The sequence below is a fragment of the Actinacidiphila yanglinensis genome (assembly GCF_900107965.1).
Taxonomy (GTDB): domain Bacteria; phylum Actinomycetota; class Actinomycetes; order Streptomycetales; family Streptomycetaceae; genus Actinacidiphila; species Actinacidiphila yanglinensis.
The window spans coordinates 693,425-710,446 of record NZ_FNVU01000001.1; the positions used below are offsets into that span (position 1 = coordinate 693,425).

Here is a 17,022-nt window from a genome sequence, read left to right on the forward strand (position 1 = left end):
CCACATGACGAACACCACCGGCAAGAGCGTCGTCGTACTCGACTACGGCTTCGGCAACGTGCGGTCCGCCGAGCGGGCGCTGGCCAAGGCCGGTGCCGAGGTGGAGATCACCGCCGACTACGACCGGGCGATGGCCGCCGACGGGCTGCTCGTGCCGGGCGTCGGCGCGTACGCGGCCTGCATGGAGGGCATCAGGAAGGTCCGCGGCGACTGGATCGTGGAGCGCCGGCTGGCCGGCGGCCGGCCGGTGCTGGGCATCTGCGTCGGCATGCAGGTGCTCTTCGCCCGCGGTATCGAGCACGGTGTGGAGACCGACGGGCTGGACGAGTGGCCCGGCACCGTCGCCCCGCTGCGCGCGCCGGTCGTCCCGCACATGGGCTGGAACACCGTCAAGGCACCGGAGGACTCGCAGCAGTTCGCCGGGCTGGACGCGGACGCGCGGTTCTACTTCGTGCACTCCTACGCGGTGCGCGCCTGGGAGATGGAGCCGGCCGGCGGCGGCGCCATCCGCCCGCCCAAGGTCGCCTGGACCACCCACGGCGAGCCGTTCGTCGCCGCGGTGGAGAACGGCGCGCTGTGGGCCACCCAGTTCCATCCGGAGAAGTCCGGCGACGCGGGCGCGCGGCTGCTGCAGAACTGGATCGACACCCTCTGACGCCGCCGGGTCCGGCCGAGCGTCCGTCGGCCCCGCGGCCGGCCCCTCGACCGACCCCCCTCCCACCGACCGTCCCCGCCGGCGCGTGACCGACCTCCATCCGGCCGCCCGCCCGGCACCCACCGATCCCCGCGAGGACCGCAACCGATGAGCACGCTCGAACTCCTCCCCGCCGTCGACGTCCGTGACGGCCAGGCCGTCCGCCTGGTGCACGGCGAGTCCGGCTCCGAGACGTCCTACGGCGACCCGCTCGCGGCCGCGCTGGCCTGGCAGCAGGCGGGCGCGGAGTGGCTGCATCTGGTCGACCTCGACGCGGCGTTCGGCACCGGCGACAACCGGGACCTGATCGCCGGGGTGGCCCGCACCATGGACATCAAGGTCGAACTGTCCGGCGGCATCCGCGACGACGACAGCCTCGCCGCCGCCCTCGCCACCGGCTGCACCCGGGTCAACCTGGGCACCGCCGCGCTGGAGAGCCCGGAGTGGGTGGCGAAGGTCATCGCCGAGTTCGGCGACCGGATCGCGGTCGGCCTCGACGTGCGCGGCACCACGCTGCGCGGCCGCGGCTGGACCCGGGACGGCGGCGACCTCTACGAGACACTCGCCCGGCTGGACTCGGAGGGCTGCGCGCGGTACGTCGTGACCGACATCGCCAAGGACGGCACCCTCCAGGGCCCCAACCTGGAACTGCTGGAGAACGTGTGCGCGGCCACGGACAAGCCGGTGGTCGCCTCCGGCGGGGTGTCCAGCCTCGACGACCTGCGGGCGATCGCCTCGCTGGTGCCGCGGGGCGTGGAAGGCGCGATCGTCGGGAAGGCGCTGTACGCGGAGGCGTTCACGCTCCAAGAGGCCCTGGAGGCTGTTTCCCGATGACCGATTCCACCGATTCCCCGCAGGTGCACCGGATCCGCTCCGAGGACAGTTCCTGGGAGGAGGCGATCGGCTCCTCCCGGGCGGTGGCCGCCGGTGACCGGGTGATCGTCGCCGGGATCATGCCCGACCCGGCGGCCGGCTCCGTGCCCGGCGACACCGAGCCGTACGAGCAGACCCTCAGCGCCTTCCGCAGCGCGCTGTCCGCGTTGGAGCCGTTCGACCTGGACGCCTCCGCTGTGATCCGGACCCGGATGTACCTCAGCCACGCCCGCGACGTCGACGAGGTCGGCCGGGCGCACCGGGAACTGTTCGCGGAGGTGCGGCCGGCCGCGACCATGGTCGTGGTGGCGGGATTCGCGGACTCCCGGGTCCTGGTCGAGGTCGAGATCGAGGCGTACCGCGGCGACGCGCGAGGTGTCCGGGAGGACTCCGGCGCGGACCGGGACGAGCAGGCGGCGGACCGAGGACGCGGAGCGGAAGCAGCAGAAGAAGAGGCGGAAGGCGGAAGCGGCGCATGAGCCTCGCGGTCCGAGTCATCCCCTGCCTGGACGTGGACGCCGGGCGGGTCGTCAAGGGAGTCAACTTCCGGAACCTGCGGGACGCCGGCGATCCGGTCGAGATGGCGAAGCTCTACGACGCCGAGGGCGCCGACGAGTTGACCTTCCTCGACATCACCGCGTCCTCCGGCGACCGGGAGACCACCTACGACGTGGTGCGGCGCACCGCCGAGCAGGTCTTCATCCCGCTCACCGTGGGCGGCGGTGTGCGCAGCGCCGACGATGTCGACAGGTTGCTGCGGGCGGGCGCGGACAAGGTCGGGGTGAACACCGCGGCCATCGCCCGGCCCGAGCTGATCCGGGAGATCGCCGAGCGGTTCGGCAGCCAGGTGCTGGTGCTGTCCGTGGACGCCCGCCGCACCCCGTCCGGGTCGTTCGAGGTCACCACGCACGGCGGGCGGCGCGGCACCGGCATCGACGCGATCGAGTGGGCGCACCGCGCCGCCGACCTCGGGGCCGGCGAGATCCTGCTCAACTCGATGGACGCCGACGGCACGAAGGACGGCTACGACACCGAGATGATCGCCGCGGTCCGCACGCACGTCACCGTCCCGGTGATCGCCTCCGGCGGCGCCGGCCGGGTCGAGGACTTCGCACCCGCCGTCGCCTCGGGCGCCGACGCGGTCCTCGCCGCGTCCGTCTTCCACTTCGGCGACCTGCGCATCGGCGAGGTCAAGTCCGCGCTGCGGGAGGCGGGTCACCCCGTCCGGTAAGGGGTCCTTGGAGGTCAGGGGCGCCGTGTGCAGAGCAGCACCGCCAGGTCCGGGGCGAGGGGGACCTCGATGGTGTCGAGGGCGGGGTGCTCCAGCCAGTGCAGGCGGGCGGTGTCCGGGCGGCCCTGGTAGGTGGGCGGCCGGCCGCCGGAGGGCGTGAAGTCGTCGATGACCAGGAGGCCGCCGGGGGCCAGGAGGGCGGCGGGATCGGCCGGGGGATCGCGGTCCGGGTCCTTGCCCTGCCCGCCGCCGTCCAGCACGAGCAGGTCGAACGGCCCGTGCGCGGCGATCGCGGCCCACTGGGCGCACGTGACGGTCACGTCGGGCGCGTACGGCTCGAAGAGGGCGGCGGCGGTCTCCGCGCGTACGGGGTCGCGTTCGACGCTGACCGCCGTGGCGCCGGGCCGCATCCCGGAGACGAGCCAGGCCAGGCCCACCCCGCAGCCGGTCCCCGTCTCGCCGATCCGCCCCGCACCGGCGGCCAGGGCGTGCAGCAGCCGGCCCTGCTCGGGCCGGCACGAGTAGGGGAAGCCGAGGTGGCGGGCGGTCCGCGCGGCGCGTTCGACCAGGGGTGGGAGGTCGCCGGGGCCGGTGAGGTGGGCACGGGTGCCGTCGAGGGACATGGCCGCCATCCTGCCGGGGGCGCGCGCCGCACGCCGGGAGATCGGCGGGATCGGGGGGAGACCGCCGGGAGAAGATAGGAAAGAGAAGTTGCGCAAATAAGGTTGTGCAACTTCTCTTTCGTATCTACCGTGGTGAGGGTGGAAGACGATCAGGTCGTACCGGCGTTCGAACCGCGCATCACCGATCTGGAAGCGCTGAAGGTGTTCACGCATCCGCTGCGCATCCGGCTCTACCGCGTGCTGTTCACCAGCGGCGAGGCCACCGCGTCGCACCTGGCCGACCAGGTCGACGAGGCGGTGTCGCTGGTCAGTTACCACCTGCGCAAGCTCGCGGCGCACGGCTTCATCGTCGAGGCGCCGGGACATGACGGCGACGGCCGCGAGCGCTGGTGGAAGCTGTCCTCCGAGCACGGCTTCAACTTCCGCAACTCCGACTTCGACGACAGACCCGAAGGCGTGGCGGTGCTCAGCCAGGTCACCCGGCAGCTGCTGGCGACCCGCGGGGAGCGCTACGAGCGGTACCTCAACGAGCAGGAGTCCTGGCCCAAGGAGTGGACGGAGGCGGCCTTCTCCTCGGAGTTCATGCCGCGCCTGACGGCCGCCGAACTCCAGGAGATGGCCGAGGACATCGGCGCGCTCATGCGGCGCTGGTCCCGGCGGGGCAACGACGCCGTGGCGGCCGGCGACACCGAGGGCCGCGAGCACGTCTCCGTCCAGATGTACGGCTTTCCGCACCGCGGTTAGCGCCTGCGGTCCCCTCCGCCCCGCCGACCCCGACCCACCGATTCACCCACCCACCTCCGGCGCAGCGCACCCACGTCAGCCCGCCGGTAAGGCCCGCACGCCCTGATGCCTGCGCCTTACCGGGTCCACGGGTAAGGCCCGCACACCCTGATGCCCTCCCCTTACCGGGTCCACGGGTGGACTCCGCACGCCCTGATGCGGGCCCCTCCGTTGCTGTCGTGCCGCCCGCGTCGTCGCCCACCTCTCAGGAAGGCCCGTCATGCTCGGCACCAGGCACCCCGACGCACCGCCCAAGGACGGCACCGGCACCGTCCTCGCCGCCCACCGCGACCCGAACGTGCTGCGCTGGCTGACCGCGTACACCGCGTCCCTGCTCGGCGACAGCATCTACTTCCTCGCGCTCGGCTTCGCCGCGGCGAGGACGGCCTCGCCCGCGGGGGTGGGAATGGTCATGGCGGTCGGCGCGGTGCCGCGGGCCCTGTTCCTGCTCGGCGGGGGAGTGGTCGCCGACCGCTTCGGCCCGCGCAGGGTGGTGATCGGCAGCGACGCCGCGCGCAGCGTGCTGATCCTCGGCGCGGCCGTGGTGCTCGCACTGGCCTCCCCCGGGCTGTGGCTGCTGGTGTGCGTCGCCGCCGTCTTCGGCGTCGTGGACGCGCTGTTCATGCCCGCGGTCGGCGCGCTGCCGCCCCGCCTGGTCCCGCGCGACCAGCTCGTCCGGTTCCAGGGGATGCGCGCGCTCGCCGTCCGCACCGGCGACATCGCCGGCCCGCCGCTGGGCGGCCTCGCGATGGGGCTGGGCGGCGCGAGCGCCGCCTTCGCCCTGGCCGGCGGGCTGTTCGCGGTGTCCGTGCCGCTCCTGGTCACCACCCGCATCGGCGCGATGAAGGCGGGCCACACGCCCGCCCCTGCCCCCGCCCCCGCGGCCGGGGCGGAGGACAGCACCGGCACCAGTGCCTGGGCCGAACTGCGCGGCGGGCTGCGCTACATCCGCCGCCACCGCCTGGTCGGCCCGCTCGTGCTGTCCGGCGCGCTCAGCGAACTCGGCCTGGCCGGCCCGCTCAACGTCGGCATGGTGCTGCTCGCCCGGCAGCGCGGCTGGGGCTCGTCCGGGTACGGCTGGATCATCGCCGCGTTCGGCGCCGGAGCGGCGACCAGCGCGCTGCTGCTGGCCCTGCGCGGCGGGGTGCGGCGGGCGGGCGTCGTGCAGATCGTCACGCTCTTCGTCGGCTCCGCGGCGATCGGGCTGATCGGCGCCGCCCCCGTGCTCGGGGCCGCGGTCGCGCTGGCGCTGCTCGCCGGGCTCATCTGCGGGGTCTGCGGCGGCCTGGCGGTCGCCATGATCCAGTCCGCGTGCGATCCCGGCTACCTCGGCCGCGTCACGTCGGTCATGAGCCTCACCGGCTTCGGCCTCGCCCCGCTCGTCTACCCCGTCTTCGGGGTCGCCGTCGCCGCGTTCGGGCCGACGGCCGTCTTCCTCACCAGCGCGGCCGTCGGGATGCTGGGCGGCGCCGTCGGCCTCGCCTCCTCGGCCGTGCGCCGCGCGAGCGGGCCGCTCGCCACCGCGAAGGCGCCGCACTGACCCGGGCGACCCGGGATGCCCGGGCGGAAGCGGCTCGGCCCGCGCGGAAGCGGACGGGCTGGAGGACGCGGGCGGGCCTTCGCGGGCTCGGGCCGGCGCGTGCGGGGCCTCCGCCTCCCCGGGCAGGCGCGTGCGGCCTTCGCGGGCGGGCGGCTGCCTCTCCGGGTCGGCGTGCGAACCTTCGCGGGCTCCGGGCGGGCGCGTGCGGGCCTTCGCCTGTCCGGGCCGACGCGGGCGGGCCTTCGCGGGCTCGGGCCGGTGCGTCCGGGGCCCCCGCTCCCCGGTTCGGCGCGTGGGCCCTCGCGGGGTTGGCCCTGCGCGGGCGGGCGGGCCTGCGCGGGCGGACCTCCGCATCCCCGGGCCGAAGGCAGACGCCGCTCCGTCAGACCCCGAGCTTCGCTCCGTACGCCTGCGCCACCGCGTCCTCCGGGCCGTCCGCGTCGACCTTCGCCGCGGCCTGCCGGCCGAACGCGAACATCGTCAGCTCGGACGGCTCGCCGGTGACGGTCACCACGGGCGCGCCCTTGTGGGCGACCACGGTCCGCCCGTCGGGCACCCGCAGCACGATGCCGACCGGGCTGCGCCGCCCGAACAGCCGGGCGGCCCGCTCCAGCCGCGCCCAGAGCGCGTCGGCGAAGACCGGGTCGATCGTGCGCGGGGTCCACTCGGGCGCCGCACGCCGCACGTCCTCGGTGTGGACGTAGAACTCCAGCGTGTTCGACGCCTCGTCGAGCTGCTTGAGCGAGAAGGGGGACAGCCGCGGCGGGCCGGTCCTGATCAGGTGGAGGAGTTCGGCGTACGGCTTCTCCGCGTACTCCTTGCGGACCCGCGCCAGGCGGTCGGCGAGCTGCGGGACCACCATCCCGACGGCCGCGTCACCGCGTCGCTCGCGGACCACGACGTGGGCGGCCAGGTCCTTGGTGGTCCAGCCCGCACAGAGCGTCGGGGCGTCGGGGCCCGAACGCTCCAGCAGATCGGCGAAGAGCAGACGTTCACGCTGCGCATGGGTCGTCATACCGGAAGGCTATCCACCCGGCGGCCGAAAAATCCGGTGCCGTGCGCCCGGATCACCCGGGTCGCCGCCGGACCGGGCGCCGGGCGCGCCGTCGCGTTCCGCCCGCCGCGCCCGTCCCCCGATCAGTGCGTGCCATGGAACTCAGAACTTGCTGTACATCTTCGTGCCGTTCGTGCCGTTGCTGCGGGTCAGCGAGCAGGTGACCGTCTTCTTGCCCTGCAGCTCGTACGTGATGAGCTTCGGGAACAGCGCGTACGGGTAGTACTCGCGGCCGTCGTGCGGCAGGTGCGCGTGCGCGTCGGACTGGCACAGCGACAGCGCCTTGGTCTGGATGTCCGCGTCGGTGTCGAAGGTGCCGCTCAGCGTCTCGTTCGCGATCACCTGCGCGTCGTGCGCGGAACTGCACGAACGGGTCGTCACCGTCGAGACCGACGGCGACAGCGACGGGGCGTCGAAGCAGGTACCCGGCTTCAGTGACACGTACGGCACCAGCTTCTCGGTCGGCGAGGCCGAGTCGGTCGGCAGGCCGTCGTCACCGGTGGGCAGGTCCGTGGGCAGGCCCAGCGTCGGGTCGTCCGAGGGGTCCGTCGTGTCCGACGGCAGCGTGAAGCTCGGTATCCCGGTGGGGATCTTGGTCGGCAGCCCGCTGATGGTGTGGGTCGGCTTGTCGTCCGCCGACTTCTTCTTGTCGCCGCCGCTGCTGGCCACGGCGACGCCGCCGATGATCGCGCCGATCACCACGACCGCGCCGACCGCGATCCACGCGTTGCGCTTGTTGTTGTTCGGCGGCGGGGGCGGCGGCTGGTAGCCGAAGCCCGGCTGGCCGCCGGGGTAGCCGTAGTCACCGGGGGGCGCCGGCGGACCGGGCTGGCCGGCCGGGCCGTAGCCGCCCTGCTGGTTCTGCTGCGGGTAGCCGTAGGGCTGGCCGCCCGGCTGGCCCTCGGGCTGCTGCGGGTAGCCGTACGGAGGCTGGCCCTCGGGCTGCTGCGGGTAGCCGTACGGCTGGCCGCCGCCCGGCGGTGGAGGCGGCGGAGGCGGGCCGAAACCCTGGGGCGGCCCGAAACCGCCGCTCTGCTCGGGGGGTGGCGGTGGACCATCTTGCGGCGGCGGAGGAAAACCCATGGTGGCAGGATGCCCCATACGGATGACAGCTGCGAGCTCCTCCCGGATAGCGGGCAACCGCCTTGTGGCGTTTGGCAGTTAATGCGGCTTTTCTTGTTGCGGCGGATCGGCGGCAGAATGGGGGCATGTCCTCGCCATCGACCTCGCTCGACCCCGCGATCGCCGCGCGTCTCAAGCGCAACCCGGACGGGCTGGTTCCCGCCATCGCCCAGCAGTACGACACCGGTGAGGTGCTGATGCTCGGCTGGATGGATGCCGAGGCGCTGCACCGCACCCTCACCACCGGGCGCTGCACCTACTGGAGCCGCAGCCGCCGCGAGTACTGGGCCAAGGGGGATACTTCCGGCCACGTCCAGCACGTCAGGTCCGTCGCCCTCGACTGCGACGGGGACACGCTCCTCGTCCGCGTCGACCAGGTGGGCCCCGCCTGCCACACCGGCACCCGCACCTGCTTCGACGAGGACGTCCTCCTGGAGGGTTAGGCGACCCTCTTCTCGCCTGGGGACCCGCACGACCAGGGGCGCGTGGGGGCACCCCCTGGCTTCGCCGGGGGCACCCCCACCCAGCCGCCAGGCTGGGGGAGAACCGCGCGGGCAACCGGCCACCGGCAGGTGGTCCCTCGACCACGCACAGGGGCACCCCGGCGGGACAGGGGCACCCCCGAGGGTCGGGGCACGCCGGGGCGGTTACCCTCCCGCCATGGACCTCCCTACCTTCCGCAAACTCGCCGTCGACCGCCGCGTGATCCCGGTCAGCAGGCGCCTGCTCGCGGACGGCGACACCCCGGTCGGGTTGTACAGAAAACTCGCGGGTGAGCGCGTCGGCACGTTCCTGCTGGAATCCGCCGAGGACAGCAAGGCGTGGTCGCGCTACAGCTTCGTCGGCGTCCGCTCGGCCGCGACGCTGACCGCCCGTCAGGGGCAGGCGCACTGGCTCGGCACGCCCCCGGTCGGCGTCCCGGTGGACGGCGACCCGCTGGCCGCGCTGCGGGCCACCGTGGAGGCCCTGCACACCCCGCGCGACCTGGCCGCGGGCATGCCCCCGTTCACCGGCGGCATGGTCGGCTACCTCGGCTACGACATCGTCCGCCGCCTGGAGCGGATCGGCGAGCACGGGAGCGACGAACTCCGGCTGCCCGAGCTGACGATGCTGCTCACCTCCGACCTCGCCGTGCTGGACCACTGGGACGGCAGCGTGCTGCTGATCGCCAACGCCATCAACCACAACGACCGGGACACCGGCGTGGAGGAGGCGTACGCGGACGCGGTGGCCCGGCTGGACGCGATGGAGGCCGACCTGGGCCGCCCCGCCGAGTACCCGCCGGTCGCGCTGCCGCAGTCCGAACTGCCGGAGTACACCACGCGGTGGGGCGGTCAGGACTTCCGCGACGCGGTCGAGGACGTCAAGGAGCGGATCCGGGCGGGCGAGGCGTTCCAGGTGGTGCCCTCGCAGCGGTTCGAGACGCCGTGCTCGGCGACCGCGCTGGACGTCTACCGGGTGCTGCGCGCCACCAACCCGAGCCCGTACATGTACCTGCTGCGCTTCCCGGGTGAGGACGGGGGCGCCGAGGGCGGTTTCGACGTGGTCGGGTCCAGCCCCGAGGCGCTGGTCAAGGTCGAGGACGGGCGGGCCATGGTGCACCCGATCGCGGGCACCCGGCCGCGCGGCGCCACCCCGCAGGAGGACGCGGCGCTCGCCGAGGAACTGCTGGCCGACCCCAAGGAGCGGGCCGAGCACCTGATGCTGGTCGACCTCGGCCGCAACGACCTGGGCCGGGTGTGCGAGCCCGGCAGCGTCGAGGTGGTCGACTTCATGTCGGTCGAGCGCTACTCGCACGTGATGCACATCGTCTCGACCGTCACCGGCCGGGTCGCGCCGGGCCACAGCGCCTTCGACGTGCTCACCGCCTGCTTCCCCGCGGGCACCCTGTCCGGCGCCCCCAAGCCGCGCGCGATGCAGATCATCGAGGAACTGGAGCCCACCCGCCGGGGGTTGTACGGGGGCTGCGTCGGCTACCTCGACTTCGCCGGCGACTCCGACACCGCGATCGCCATCCGTACCGCCCTGGTCCGGGACGGCACGGCCTACGTGCAGGCGGGCGCCGGCATCGTGGCCGACTCCGACCCGGTCTCCGAGGACACGGAGTGCCGCAACAAGGCCGCGGCCGTCCTCCGGGCCGTGAACACGGCCAACCGCCTGCACGGCTGACCCCCCGGGCGGCCCGGACAGCGCAGTTCCCCGCGCCCTCAGGGGCGCGGGGAACTGCGCGGCGAGCGGTCCGGCCGGTCAGCCGGTGAAGGCCGCCGTGCCGTTGGGCGTGCCGAGCCCGGTCGGGCCGTCGTAGCCCGAGGCGCCGCTGCAGAGGTAGGAACCGCCGCAGCTGCCGTTCGACCCGCCGGTCACGTCGTTGAGGTCCGACGTGTGGGCGTAGGGGAAGGACGACGGCGTGGAGCCGTCCGACGGCGTGCCGGCGAGCGCGTAGACCGAGGCGATGATCGGCGAGGACACGCTCGTGCCGCCGAACACCTCCCAGCCGCCGTCGCCGCCGTAGGTGTCGTTGACCGCGACACCGGTGCTCGGGTCGGCCACCGCCGAGACGTCGGCCACCGACCGCTTCGCGCAGCCGCTGTCGGTCTGCCAGCTCGGCTTCGGGTCGTACTGCGAGCAGCCCGAGCCCGAACCGCTCCACGCGGACTCGCTCCAGCCGCGGGCGGAGGAGTCGGCGGTCAGCGAGGTGCCGCCGACCGCGGTGACGTACTGCGAGCCGGCCGGGTACTCGACGCCGTACCCCGAGTCGCCCGCGCTGACCGTGATGGCCACGCCCGGGTGGTCGAAGTACGTGCTGTCGTACGACGAGTCGGCCGAGGACTCGCCGCCGCCGTAGCTGTTGGAGACGTACTTCGCGCCCAGCGACACCGCGGTGTTCACCGAGGCGCCGAGGTCGGCCATCGACGAACTGTCCGCCTCCACCAGGAGGATGTGGCACTGCGGGCAGGTCGCGCTGACCATGTCGACGTCGAGCGATATCTCCTCGGCCCAGCCGGCGTCGGGAGTGGGCAGCGAGGAGGCGCTGCCGCTCTGGCCGACCTTGCTGAAGCAGCCGTTGTCGGTGGAGCACTCGGGCAGCCCGTAGGTGGACCGGTAAGTGGCCAGGTCCGCCTCGGCGTTGGGGTCGTCGTACGCGTCGACGATCGCCACGGTCGCGCCGGAGCCGCCGGTGGTGGGCAGGTTGTAGGCGGAGTGCAGGTCGTCAGGGCCGAAGCCGGAGGGCGCCGCGGACGGGTGGACCGCACCGCTGGACCGCGCCAGCGTGCTCGCCCCGCTGGTGACCTTGACGGCCTGGCAGGCCATCTGGCCGGCCTTCGTGGCCACCGCACACGAGTGGGCGGTCCGCAGGCCGTGCACGGCCGGGGCGGCCTGCGCGGAGGAGGCGAGCGCGAGCCCGGACGCGGCGAGCCCCGCCGCTGCGGTGAGGGCGAGGCCGGTACGGAGGGAGAGGGGGTTGAAGGTGCCGAGAGTGAAGCGCAAGCGACTGCCTCCTGTGGTGGGGGGAACCGAGGAGCGAGGGTGAACACAGAGGTTTCTGCGCCCTTTTGGGAACAGTGGGACTGGCGCACGCTATGACTGACCGGCACACGTCAACAAGAATCGGGCGGCGATCTCCGCTTTACCTTCACCTGGCGGCTGCGCGGGCTCCGCATGACCCACCCGCGATCCCCCCGCGACGCGAGCGGGGCGCCCTTGCACCGCCCCCCGCCGAGGGGGTCCCGCGCGGGCAGGGGATAGTGGAGGGGTGAACACGTCCTCGGCCGCGCCTGAACACACCGCGACGTCCACCGCGCCCGCGCCGGCGGACCTCTCGGCGGAACCCGCCGCACCCGGAGTGCAGCGGCGCGCCGACCCCGACCGCCGCGCCGCCTACCGTGCCCTCGCGGTGGCACTGGGCTGCGGCGTCCTCGGGGCGAGCCTGGTGCTGCTGGCGGCGGGCAAGACGTGGGCCCGCGGCACCGCCGCGTCCGCCGGGCACGCCATGCCGGTGCACGCGAGCGGCAGCCAGATGACCGCGCTGCCCGGGGCGCTCGCCCTGGTCGGGCTCGCCTCGCTGGTGGCGATCTTCGCGGTCCGCCGGATCGGGCGCTACGTGGTGGCCGCGCTGCTGACGCTCAGCGGCCTCGGCGCCGCCGTCACCGCCCTTGCCCGCCGCGGCGACCACGGCGCCCTGAACTCCGCCGCCGCCACCGCGACCAGCCTCACCCACGCCACCGCCGCGCACACCAGCACCACCGGCTGGCCGTTCGTCTCCGCGGCCGGCGGGCTGCTGATGCTCGTCGCGGGCCTGATCGCGCTGCGGCACGGCTCCCGGTGGCCGGCGATGTCCGGCCGCTACGACCGGCCCACCGGCCGCACCGGTACCCCACGGGCCGGCCGCGGTCCCGCCCCCGTGACCGTCGACCCCGACCGCCCCGAGGACCTGTGGAAGGCGCTCGACCGCGGCGAGGACCCGACCGAGGACCCCACTGACGACCCGACGGAGAACGCGACCGACGACGTGGCCGAGAACGCGGCCGGCGGCACGGCCGAGGACGGCGCCGGGAACCGCGCCGCGGACTGACGGCCGGCCGGGCCGGACGGGCGCCGGACCCGCACGAGCGGCCGTGCCCGGCACGCCACTCCGCTCCAGGCCACCCCGGTGCGCGCCCCACCCCCCGCACGCGCAACAATGGGGGACGAAGTGGGAGGCGCAGGACGCCCCGACCCGACTCTGCAGGGAGCACTCATGGCGGCACAGCACGACCACGGACACACGCCCGCCGCCTGGACCGGTGTGATCATCGCGTTCGTCGGTTTCTGCGTGGCCGGCGGCTTCATGGTGGCGGCGAACACGGCCGGGTTCTGGGTGGGTATGGCGATCATCGCGGTCGGCGTCGTCGTCGGCGGAGCGATGAAGCTGATGGGCCTCGGCCAGACGTACAAGCCGATCTCGACCAACGGATCGTCCTCCACCGAGGAGTCCCGCGCCCACGCCGGCGCCTGATCCCGCGCCCCGCGCGCGAACCCCGAGGCGCAGCCGCCCGGACCCCCGGTCCGCGCGCTGCGCCTTCGTGCGTCCCGGGGCACAATCGGCGCTGTGACCCACCTCACGTCCGAGGTCCCCGTTCGCACGGACGCCCCCGGCCCGCGCCCGCCCGGCCCGCGGGCCGCCCTGCGCCGCGCCGCCGTACCGCTCGGCGTGCTCGGCGCCGTAGCGGCGGGCTTCTGCTACGTCGGCAGCGTCGACCCCAACACGCCCGGGCACTACCCGGTCTGCCCGCTGCTCCACTACACCGGCGTGTACTGCCCCGGCTGCGGCGGTCTGCGCAGCGCGTACGCCGTCGCGCACGGCCACTTCCGTACCGCGCTGGGGTGCAACGCGCTGGCCGTGGCCGGTTACGCCGTCTTCGCCGTGGTCTGGACGGTCTGGGCGGTGCGCGCGGTGCGCGGCCGGCCCTTCGAGCCGTACCTGCGGCCGGGCTGGCGGTGGGCGATCGGGGTGCTCGCGCTGCTCTTCACAGTTGTCCGGAACCTGCCCTTCGGCGCGGCCCTGGCCCCCTGACCGAGATGGCCGCCGTGACCGCATACGTCCAGGTGGTGGGACCGCGCGGGGCACGATTCGGGTCCCGCGCCCCCCGCCCGATACCATCGGAGTGCTGGTGGTCAACCGCCGCTGGCTTGATCATTTCGCTGCTCGGCCCGGCCGAAGGGGAGTTCTCGCGTGAGTGTGCTCGACGAGATCATCGACGGAGTACGAGCCGACCTCGCCGAGCGACAGGCCCGGGTCTCCCTTGACGACCTCAAGGAGCGCGCGGCCAAGGCGCGGGACGCCCGTGACGGGGTCGCCGCCCTGCGCGGCGAGGGCGTCAAGGTGATCTGCGAGGTCAAGCGGTCCAGCCCCTCCAAGGGCGCGCTCGCCGCGATCGCGGATCCCGCGGCACTCGCGGCCGACTACGAGGCGGGCGGCGCCGCGGCGATCAGCGTGCTCACCGAGCAGCGGCGCTTCGGCGGGTCGCTGGCCGACCTGGAAGCGGTCCGCGCGAAGGTCGACACCCCCGTGCTGCGCAAGGACTTCATCGTCACCGCCTACCAGCTGTGGGAGGCGCGCGCCTACGGGGCCGACCTGGCCCTGCTGATCGTCTCCGCGCTCGACCAGGCCGCCCTGGTCTCGCTCGTCGAGCGGGCCGAGTCGATCGGGCTCACCCCGCTCGTCGAGGTGCACGACGAGGAGGAGGTCCAGCGCGCGGTCGACGCGGGGGCCCGCGTGATCGGGGTCAACGCGCGCAACCTCAAGACGCTCCAGGTGGACCGGGACACCTTCGCCCGGGTCGCCCCCGAGATCCCCGATCACATTGTCAAGGTCGCGGAGTCGGGTGTGCGGGGGCCGCACGATCTGATCGCTTACGCGCATGACGGGGCCGATGCCGTTCTGGTCGGGGAGTCGCTCGTGACGGGGCGTGACCCGCGGACGGCGGTCGCCGATCTGGTTGCGGCCGGCGCTCATCCGGCCCTCCGGCACGGGCGCGACTGATTCCCAGGGTGCCCCTGACCCTCCGGGGTGCCCCGTCCTGTGAGTTGCGGGACCTTGCGGTCCGGTTGTGGTTGTTCGCGCAGTTCTCCCCCAGCCTGGCGGCTGGGAGGGGCCCCACGCGCCCCTTGGTTGGTGGCCCTCTTTTCGCGGAGGGAGCCGCACATACCCAGGGGTGCGGGGAACTGCGCGACAAGCCCACCACCGGCAGGTGGTCCCTGAACAGGCAGGACGGGGCACCCCGGGGGGTCCGCTAAGCTGCGTCGCATGGCCATCGCGCAGCGTCTCGCACCCGGGTGCAAACCCCGTGGCTGCCGCGCGCCCGCGCGGAGGGTGCTGGGGCGGCGGGTGAGATACGTGATCGGGTGCGAGCCGGGTCAGGTGAACGGCAGGCGATGGCGCCGCGGCTGAGCCGCCCCGCAGCTGTCAGCCCGACCACCACACCCGCCAGGGGACACGTATGTCCGACACACCAGACGAGAACACCTACTTCCTGCCCGATCCGGACGGCGCCGTGCCGAGCCCGGAGGGCTACTTCGGCCCGTTCGGCGGCAAGTTCATCCCGGAGGCGCTGGTCGCCGCCGTGGACGAGGTCGCCGCGGAGTACGAGAAGGCCAAGACCGACCCGGCCTTCGCCGCCGAGCTGAACGACCTGATGGTCAACTACGCGGGCCGGCCCAGCGCGTTGACGGAGGTGCGGCGGTTCGCCGAGCACGCCGGCGGCGCGCGGGTCTTCCTGAAGCGCGAGGACCTCAACCACACCGGCTCGCACAAGATCAACAACGTGCTGGGCCAGACCCTGCTCACCAAGCGCATGGGCAAGACCCGGGTGATCGCGGAGACCGGCGCGGGCCAGCACGGCGTGGCGACGGCCACCGCGTGCGCCCTGTTCGGCCTCGACTGCACGATCTACATGGGCGAGATCGACACGCGCCGCCAGGCGCTGAACGTCGCGCGGATGCGCATGCTCGGCGCCGAGGTGGTCTCGGTGACCTCGGGCAGCCGCACCCTGAAGGACGCCATCAACGAGGCGTTCCGCGACTGGGTGGCCAACGTCGACCGCACCCACTACCTGTTCGGCACCGTCGCGGGCCCGCACCCGTTCCCCGCGCTGGTCCGCGACTTCCACCGGGTGATCGGCGTCGAGGCCCGGCGCCAGCTCCTGGAGCGCACCGGGCGGCTGCCCGACGCCGCGGTGGCGTGCGTCGGCGGCGGCTCCAACGCGATGGGCCTGTTCCACGCCTTCCTGCCGGACACCTCGGTGCGGCTGGTCGGGTGCGAGCCGGCCGGCCACGGTGTGGACACCGGCGAGCACGCCGCGACCCTCACCGCCGGCGAGCCCGGCATCCTGCACGGCTCCCGCTCGTACGTCCTGCAGGACGACGAGGGTCAGATCACCGAGCCCTACTCCATCTCGGCCGGGCTGGACTACCCCGGCGTCGGACCGGAGCACTCGTTCCTGAAGGACACCGGCCGCGCCGAGTACCGCGCCGTGACCGACGACGCCGCGATGCAGGCGCTGCGGCTGCTGTCCGGCACCGAGGGCATCATCCCCGCCATCGAGAGCGCGCACGCGCTGGCCGGGGCGCTGGAGATCGGCCGCGACCTGGGCCCGGAGGGCCTGGTCCTGGTGAACCTGTCCGGCCGCGGCGACAAGGACATGGACACCGCCGCCCGCTACTTCGGGCTCTACGACGAGGGGGACGCGAAGTGAGCGGCACCATCACGCTTCTGGAACGGACCCTCGCGGTCGCCCGGACCGAGCAGCGCGCCGCGCTCGTCGCCTACCTCCCGGCCGGGTTCCCGACCGTCGAGGGCGGCATCGAGGCGGTCAAGGCGGCGTTCGAGGGCGGCGCCGACATCGTCGAGGTGGGGCTGCCGCACAGTGACCCCGTCCTGGACGGGCCGGTCATCCAGACCGCCGACGACATCGCGCTCAACAAGAACCACGTCCGCATCGCGGACGTCCTGCGCACCGTGCGCGAGGGGCACGCCGCCAGCGGCAAGCCGGTCCTGGTCATGACGTACTGGAACCCGGTCGACCGCTACGGCGCCGAGCGGTTCGCCGCGGAACTGGCCGACGCGGGCGGCGCGGGCTGCATCCTGCCCGACCTGCCGGTGGAGGAGTCCGAGGGGTGGCGGAAGGCGGCCCAGGCGCACGGACTGGCCACCGTCTTCGTCGTCGCCCCCTCCAGCCGCGACGAGCGGCTGGCGCGGATCACCTCGGCCGGCAGCGGCTTCGTCTACGCGGCGTCCCTCATGGGCGTCACCGGGACCCGGGCGAGCGTCGGCGAGCAGGCGGCCGGGCTGGTCGCGCGCACCCGCGCGACCACGGAGCTGCCGGTGTGCGTCGGGCTCGGCGTCTCCAACGCCGAGCAGGCCGCGGAGGTCGCTTCCTTCGCGGACGGGGTCATCGTCGGTTCCGCGTTCGTGCAGCGGCTGCTCGACCACGAGGAACTCTCCGAGGGGTTGGCCGCGGTACGGTCCCTCGCGGCCGACCTCGCGCGGGGCGTGCGCCGGGCGCCCTGACCCCCCAAGCCGCCCCGTCCTCCTGGTCGAGGGACCACCCGCCGGTGGTGGGC

At 74.0% G+C, this 17,022-nt stretch carries 18 protein-coding genes and 1 pseudogene; 15 read left to right on the forward strand and 4 right to left on the reverse strand.

The annotated features are described in order from the left end of the window. Positions 1 to 4 precede the first annotated feature (4 nt). The 4 genes and pseudogenes from hisH to hisF all read left to right on the forward strand — a co-directional run bounded on the left by hisH (position 5) and on the right by hisF (position 2,798). Positions 5 to 655 carry an imidazole glycerol phosphate synthase subunit HisH gene (gene hisH / locus C4U44_RS02880; RefSeq protein WP_103883942.1) on the forward strand — a complete coding sequence of 217 codons (651 nt, stop codon included), beginning with the start codon at positions 5 to 7 and terminating at the stop codon, positions 653 to 655. Positions 656 to 802: 147 nt separating this feature from the next. Further along, positions 803 to 1,528: a bifunctional 1-(5-phosphoribosyl)-5-((5-phosphoribosylamino)methylideneamino)imidazole-4-carboxamide isomerase/phosphoribosylanthranilate isomerase PriA gene (gene priA, locus C4U44_RS02885; RefSeq protein WP_103883943.1), complete on the forward strand. Its 726-nt coding sequence runs from the start codon at positions 803 to 805 to the stop codon at positions 1,526 to 1,528. Beyond that, a pseudogene (locus tag C4U44_RS02890) lies at positions 1,525 to 1,932 on the forward strand (Rid family hydrolase); the annotation flags it as partial. The gene priA and the pseudogene C4U44_RS02890, both read left to right, overlap by 4 nt. Positions 1,933 to 2,042: 110 nt before the next feature. Next, positions 2,043 to 2,798 (forward strand): imidazole glycerol phosphate synthase subunit HisF, encoded by a 756-nt coding sequence (hisF, locus tag C4U44_RS02895; protein WP_103883945.1) that lies wholly within the window; start codon positions 2,043 to 2,045, stop codon positions 2,796 to 2,798. 14 nt (positions 2,799 to 2,812) lie between these two features. Here hisF and C4U44_RS02900 read toward each other — a convergent pair whose 3' ends face one another. Then, a complete protein-coding gene (locus C4U44_RS02900) occupies positions 2,813 to 3,421 on the reverse strand; it encodes an O-methyltransferase (protein WP_103883946.1) in 609 nt (202 codons plus the stop codon). 138 nt (positions 3,422 to 3,559) lie between these two features. Between C4U44_RS02900 and C4U44_RS02905 the strand changes: the two genes are divergently transcribed. Both C4U44_RS02905 and C4U44_RS02910 read left to right on the forward strand, forming a co-directional pair. Next, positions 3,560 to 4,165 carry an ArsR/SmtB family transcription factor gene (locus tag C4U44_RS02905; protein ID WP_103883947.1) on the forward strand — a complete coding sequence of 202 codons (606 nt, stop codon included), beginning with the start codon at positions 3,560 to 3,562 and terminating at the stop codon, positions 4,163 to 4,165. Between the two features lie 259 nt (positions 4,166 to 4,424). Further along, positions 4,425 to 5,744 (forward strand): MFS transporter, encoded by a 1,320-nt coding sequence (locus tag C4U44_RS02910; protein ID WP_103883948.1) that lies wholly within the window; start codon positions 4,425 to 4,427, stop codon positions 5,742 to 5,744. Positions 5,745 to 6,126: 382 nt separating this feature from the next. Here C4U44_RS02910 and C4U44_RS02915 read toward each other — a convergent pair whose 3' ends face one another. Further along, positions 6,127 to 6,759 carry a TIGR03085 family metal-binding protein gene (locus C4U44_RS02915; protein WP_103883949.1) on the reverse strand — a complete coding sequence of 211 codons (633 nt, stop codon included), beginning with the start codon at positions 6,757 to 6,759 and terminating at the stop codon, positions 6,127 to 6,129. 141 nt (positions 6,760 to 6,900) lie between these two features. Then, entirely contained in the window at positions 6,901 to 7,881 is a 981-nt protein-coding gene (locus C4U44_RS41410) for a hypothetical protein (protein WP_160144968.1), read from the reverse strand. A gap of 125 nt (positions 7,882 to 8,006) precedes the next feature. On the opposite strand from C4U44_RS41410, the gene hisI reads away from it, so the two are divergent. Both hisI and C4U44_RS02930 read left to right on the forward strand, forming a co-directional pair. Next, complete coding sequence (gene hisI / locus C4U44_RS02925; protein ID WP_103883950.1) at positions 8,007 to 8,363, forward strand: phosphoribosyl-AMP cyclohydrolase; 357 nt, start codon at positions 8,007 to 8,009, stop codon at positions 8,361 to 8,363. Between the two features lie 217 nt (positions 8,364 to 8,580). Then, positions 8,581 to 10,089 (forward strand): anthranilate synthase component I, encoded by a 1,509-nt coding sequence (locus C4U44_RS02930; protein WP_103883951.1) that lies wholly within the window; start codon positions 8,581 to 8,583, stop codon positions 10,087 to 10,089. 78 nt (positions 10,090 to 10,167) lie between these two features. Here the strand turns inward: C4U44_RS02930 and C4U44_RS02935 are convergent, their stop codons facing one another. Further along, positions 10,168 to 11,409: a S53 family peptidase gene (locus C4U44_RS02935; RefSeq protein ID WP_103883952.1), complete on the reverse strand. Its 1,242-nt coding sequence runs from the start codon at positions 11,407 to 11,409 to the stop codon at positions 10,168 to 10,170. A 265-nt stretch (positions 11,410 to 11,674) separates the two neighbouring features. Here C4U44_RS02935 and C4U44_RS02940 point away from each other — a divergent pair, with 265 nt between their 5' ends. From C4U44_RS02940 to trpA, 7 genes are all read left to right on the forward strand, one after another. Then, complete coding sequence (locus C4U44_RS02940; RefSeq protein ID WP_103883953.1) at positions 11,675 to 12,493, forward strand: TIGR02234 family membrane protein; 819 nt, start codon at positions 11,675 to 11,677, stop codon at positions 12,491 to 12,493. Positions 12,494 to 12,658: 165 nt separating this feature from the next. After that, entirely contained in the window at positions 12,659 to 12,916 is a 258-nt protein-coding gene (locus tag C4U44_RS02945) for an HGxxPAAW family protein (protein WP_103883954.1), read from the forward strand. A 93-nt stretch (positions 12,917 to 13,009) separates the two neighbouring features. Next, positions 13,010 to 13,474 carry a DUF2752 domain-containing protein gene (locus C4U44_RS02950; protein ID WP_103883955.1) on the forward strand — a complete coding sequence of 155 codons (465 nt, stop codon included), beginning with the start codon at positions 13,010 to 13,012 and terminating at the stop codon, positions 13,472 to 13,474. A gap of 159 nt (positions 13,475 to 13,633) precedes the next feature. Further along, positions 13,634 to 14,443, forward strand: coding sequence for an indole-3-glycerol phosphate synthase TrpC (trpC, locus tag C4U44_RS02955; RefSeq protein WP_103883956.1), 810 nt, complete (start codon positions 13,634 to 13,636; stop codon positions 14,441 to 14,443). Between the two features lie 264 nt (positions 14,444 to 14,707). Continuing rightward, positions 14,708 to 14,851 (forward strand): tryptophan biosynthesis modulator TrpM, encoded by a 144-nt coding sequence (gene trpM / locus C4U44_RS43565; RefSeq protein ID WP_402445462.1) that lies wholly within the window; start codon positions 14,708 to 14,710, stop codon positions 14,849 to 14,851. 49 nt (positions 14,852 to 14,900) lie between these two features. Further along, positions 14,901 to 16,154 (forward strand): tryptophan synthase subunit beta, encoded by a 1,254-nt coding sequence (gene trpB, locus C4U44_RS02960; RefSeq protein ID WP_103883957.1) that lies wholly within the window; start codon positions 14,901 to 14,903, stop codon positions 16,152 to 16,154. Then, entirely contained in the window at positions 16,151 to 16,969 is an 819-nt protein-coding gene (trpA, locus tag C4U44_RS02965) for a tryptophan synthase subunit alpha (protein WP_103883958.1), read from the forward strand. Before trpB ends, trpA begins: the two co-directional genes overlap by 4 nt. Positions 16,970 to 17,022: the final 53 nt, after the last annotated feature.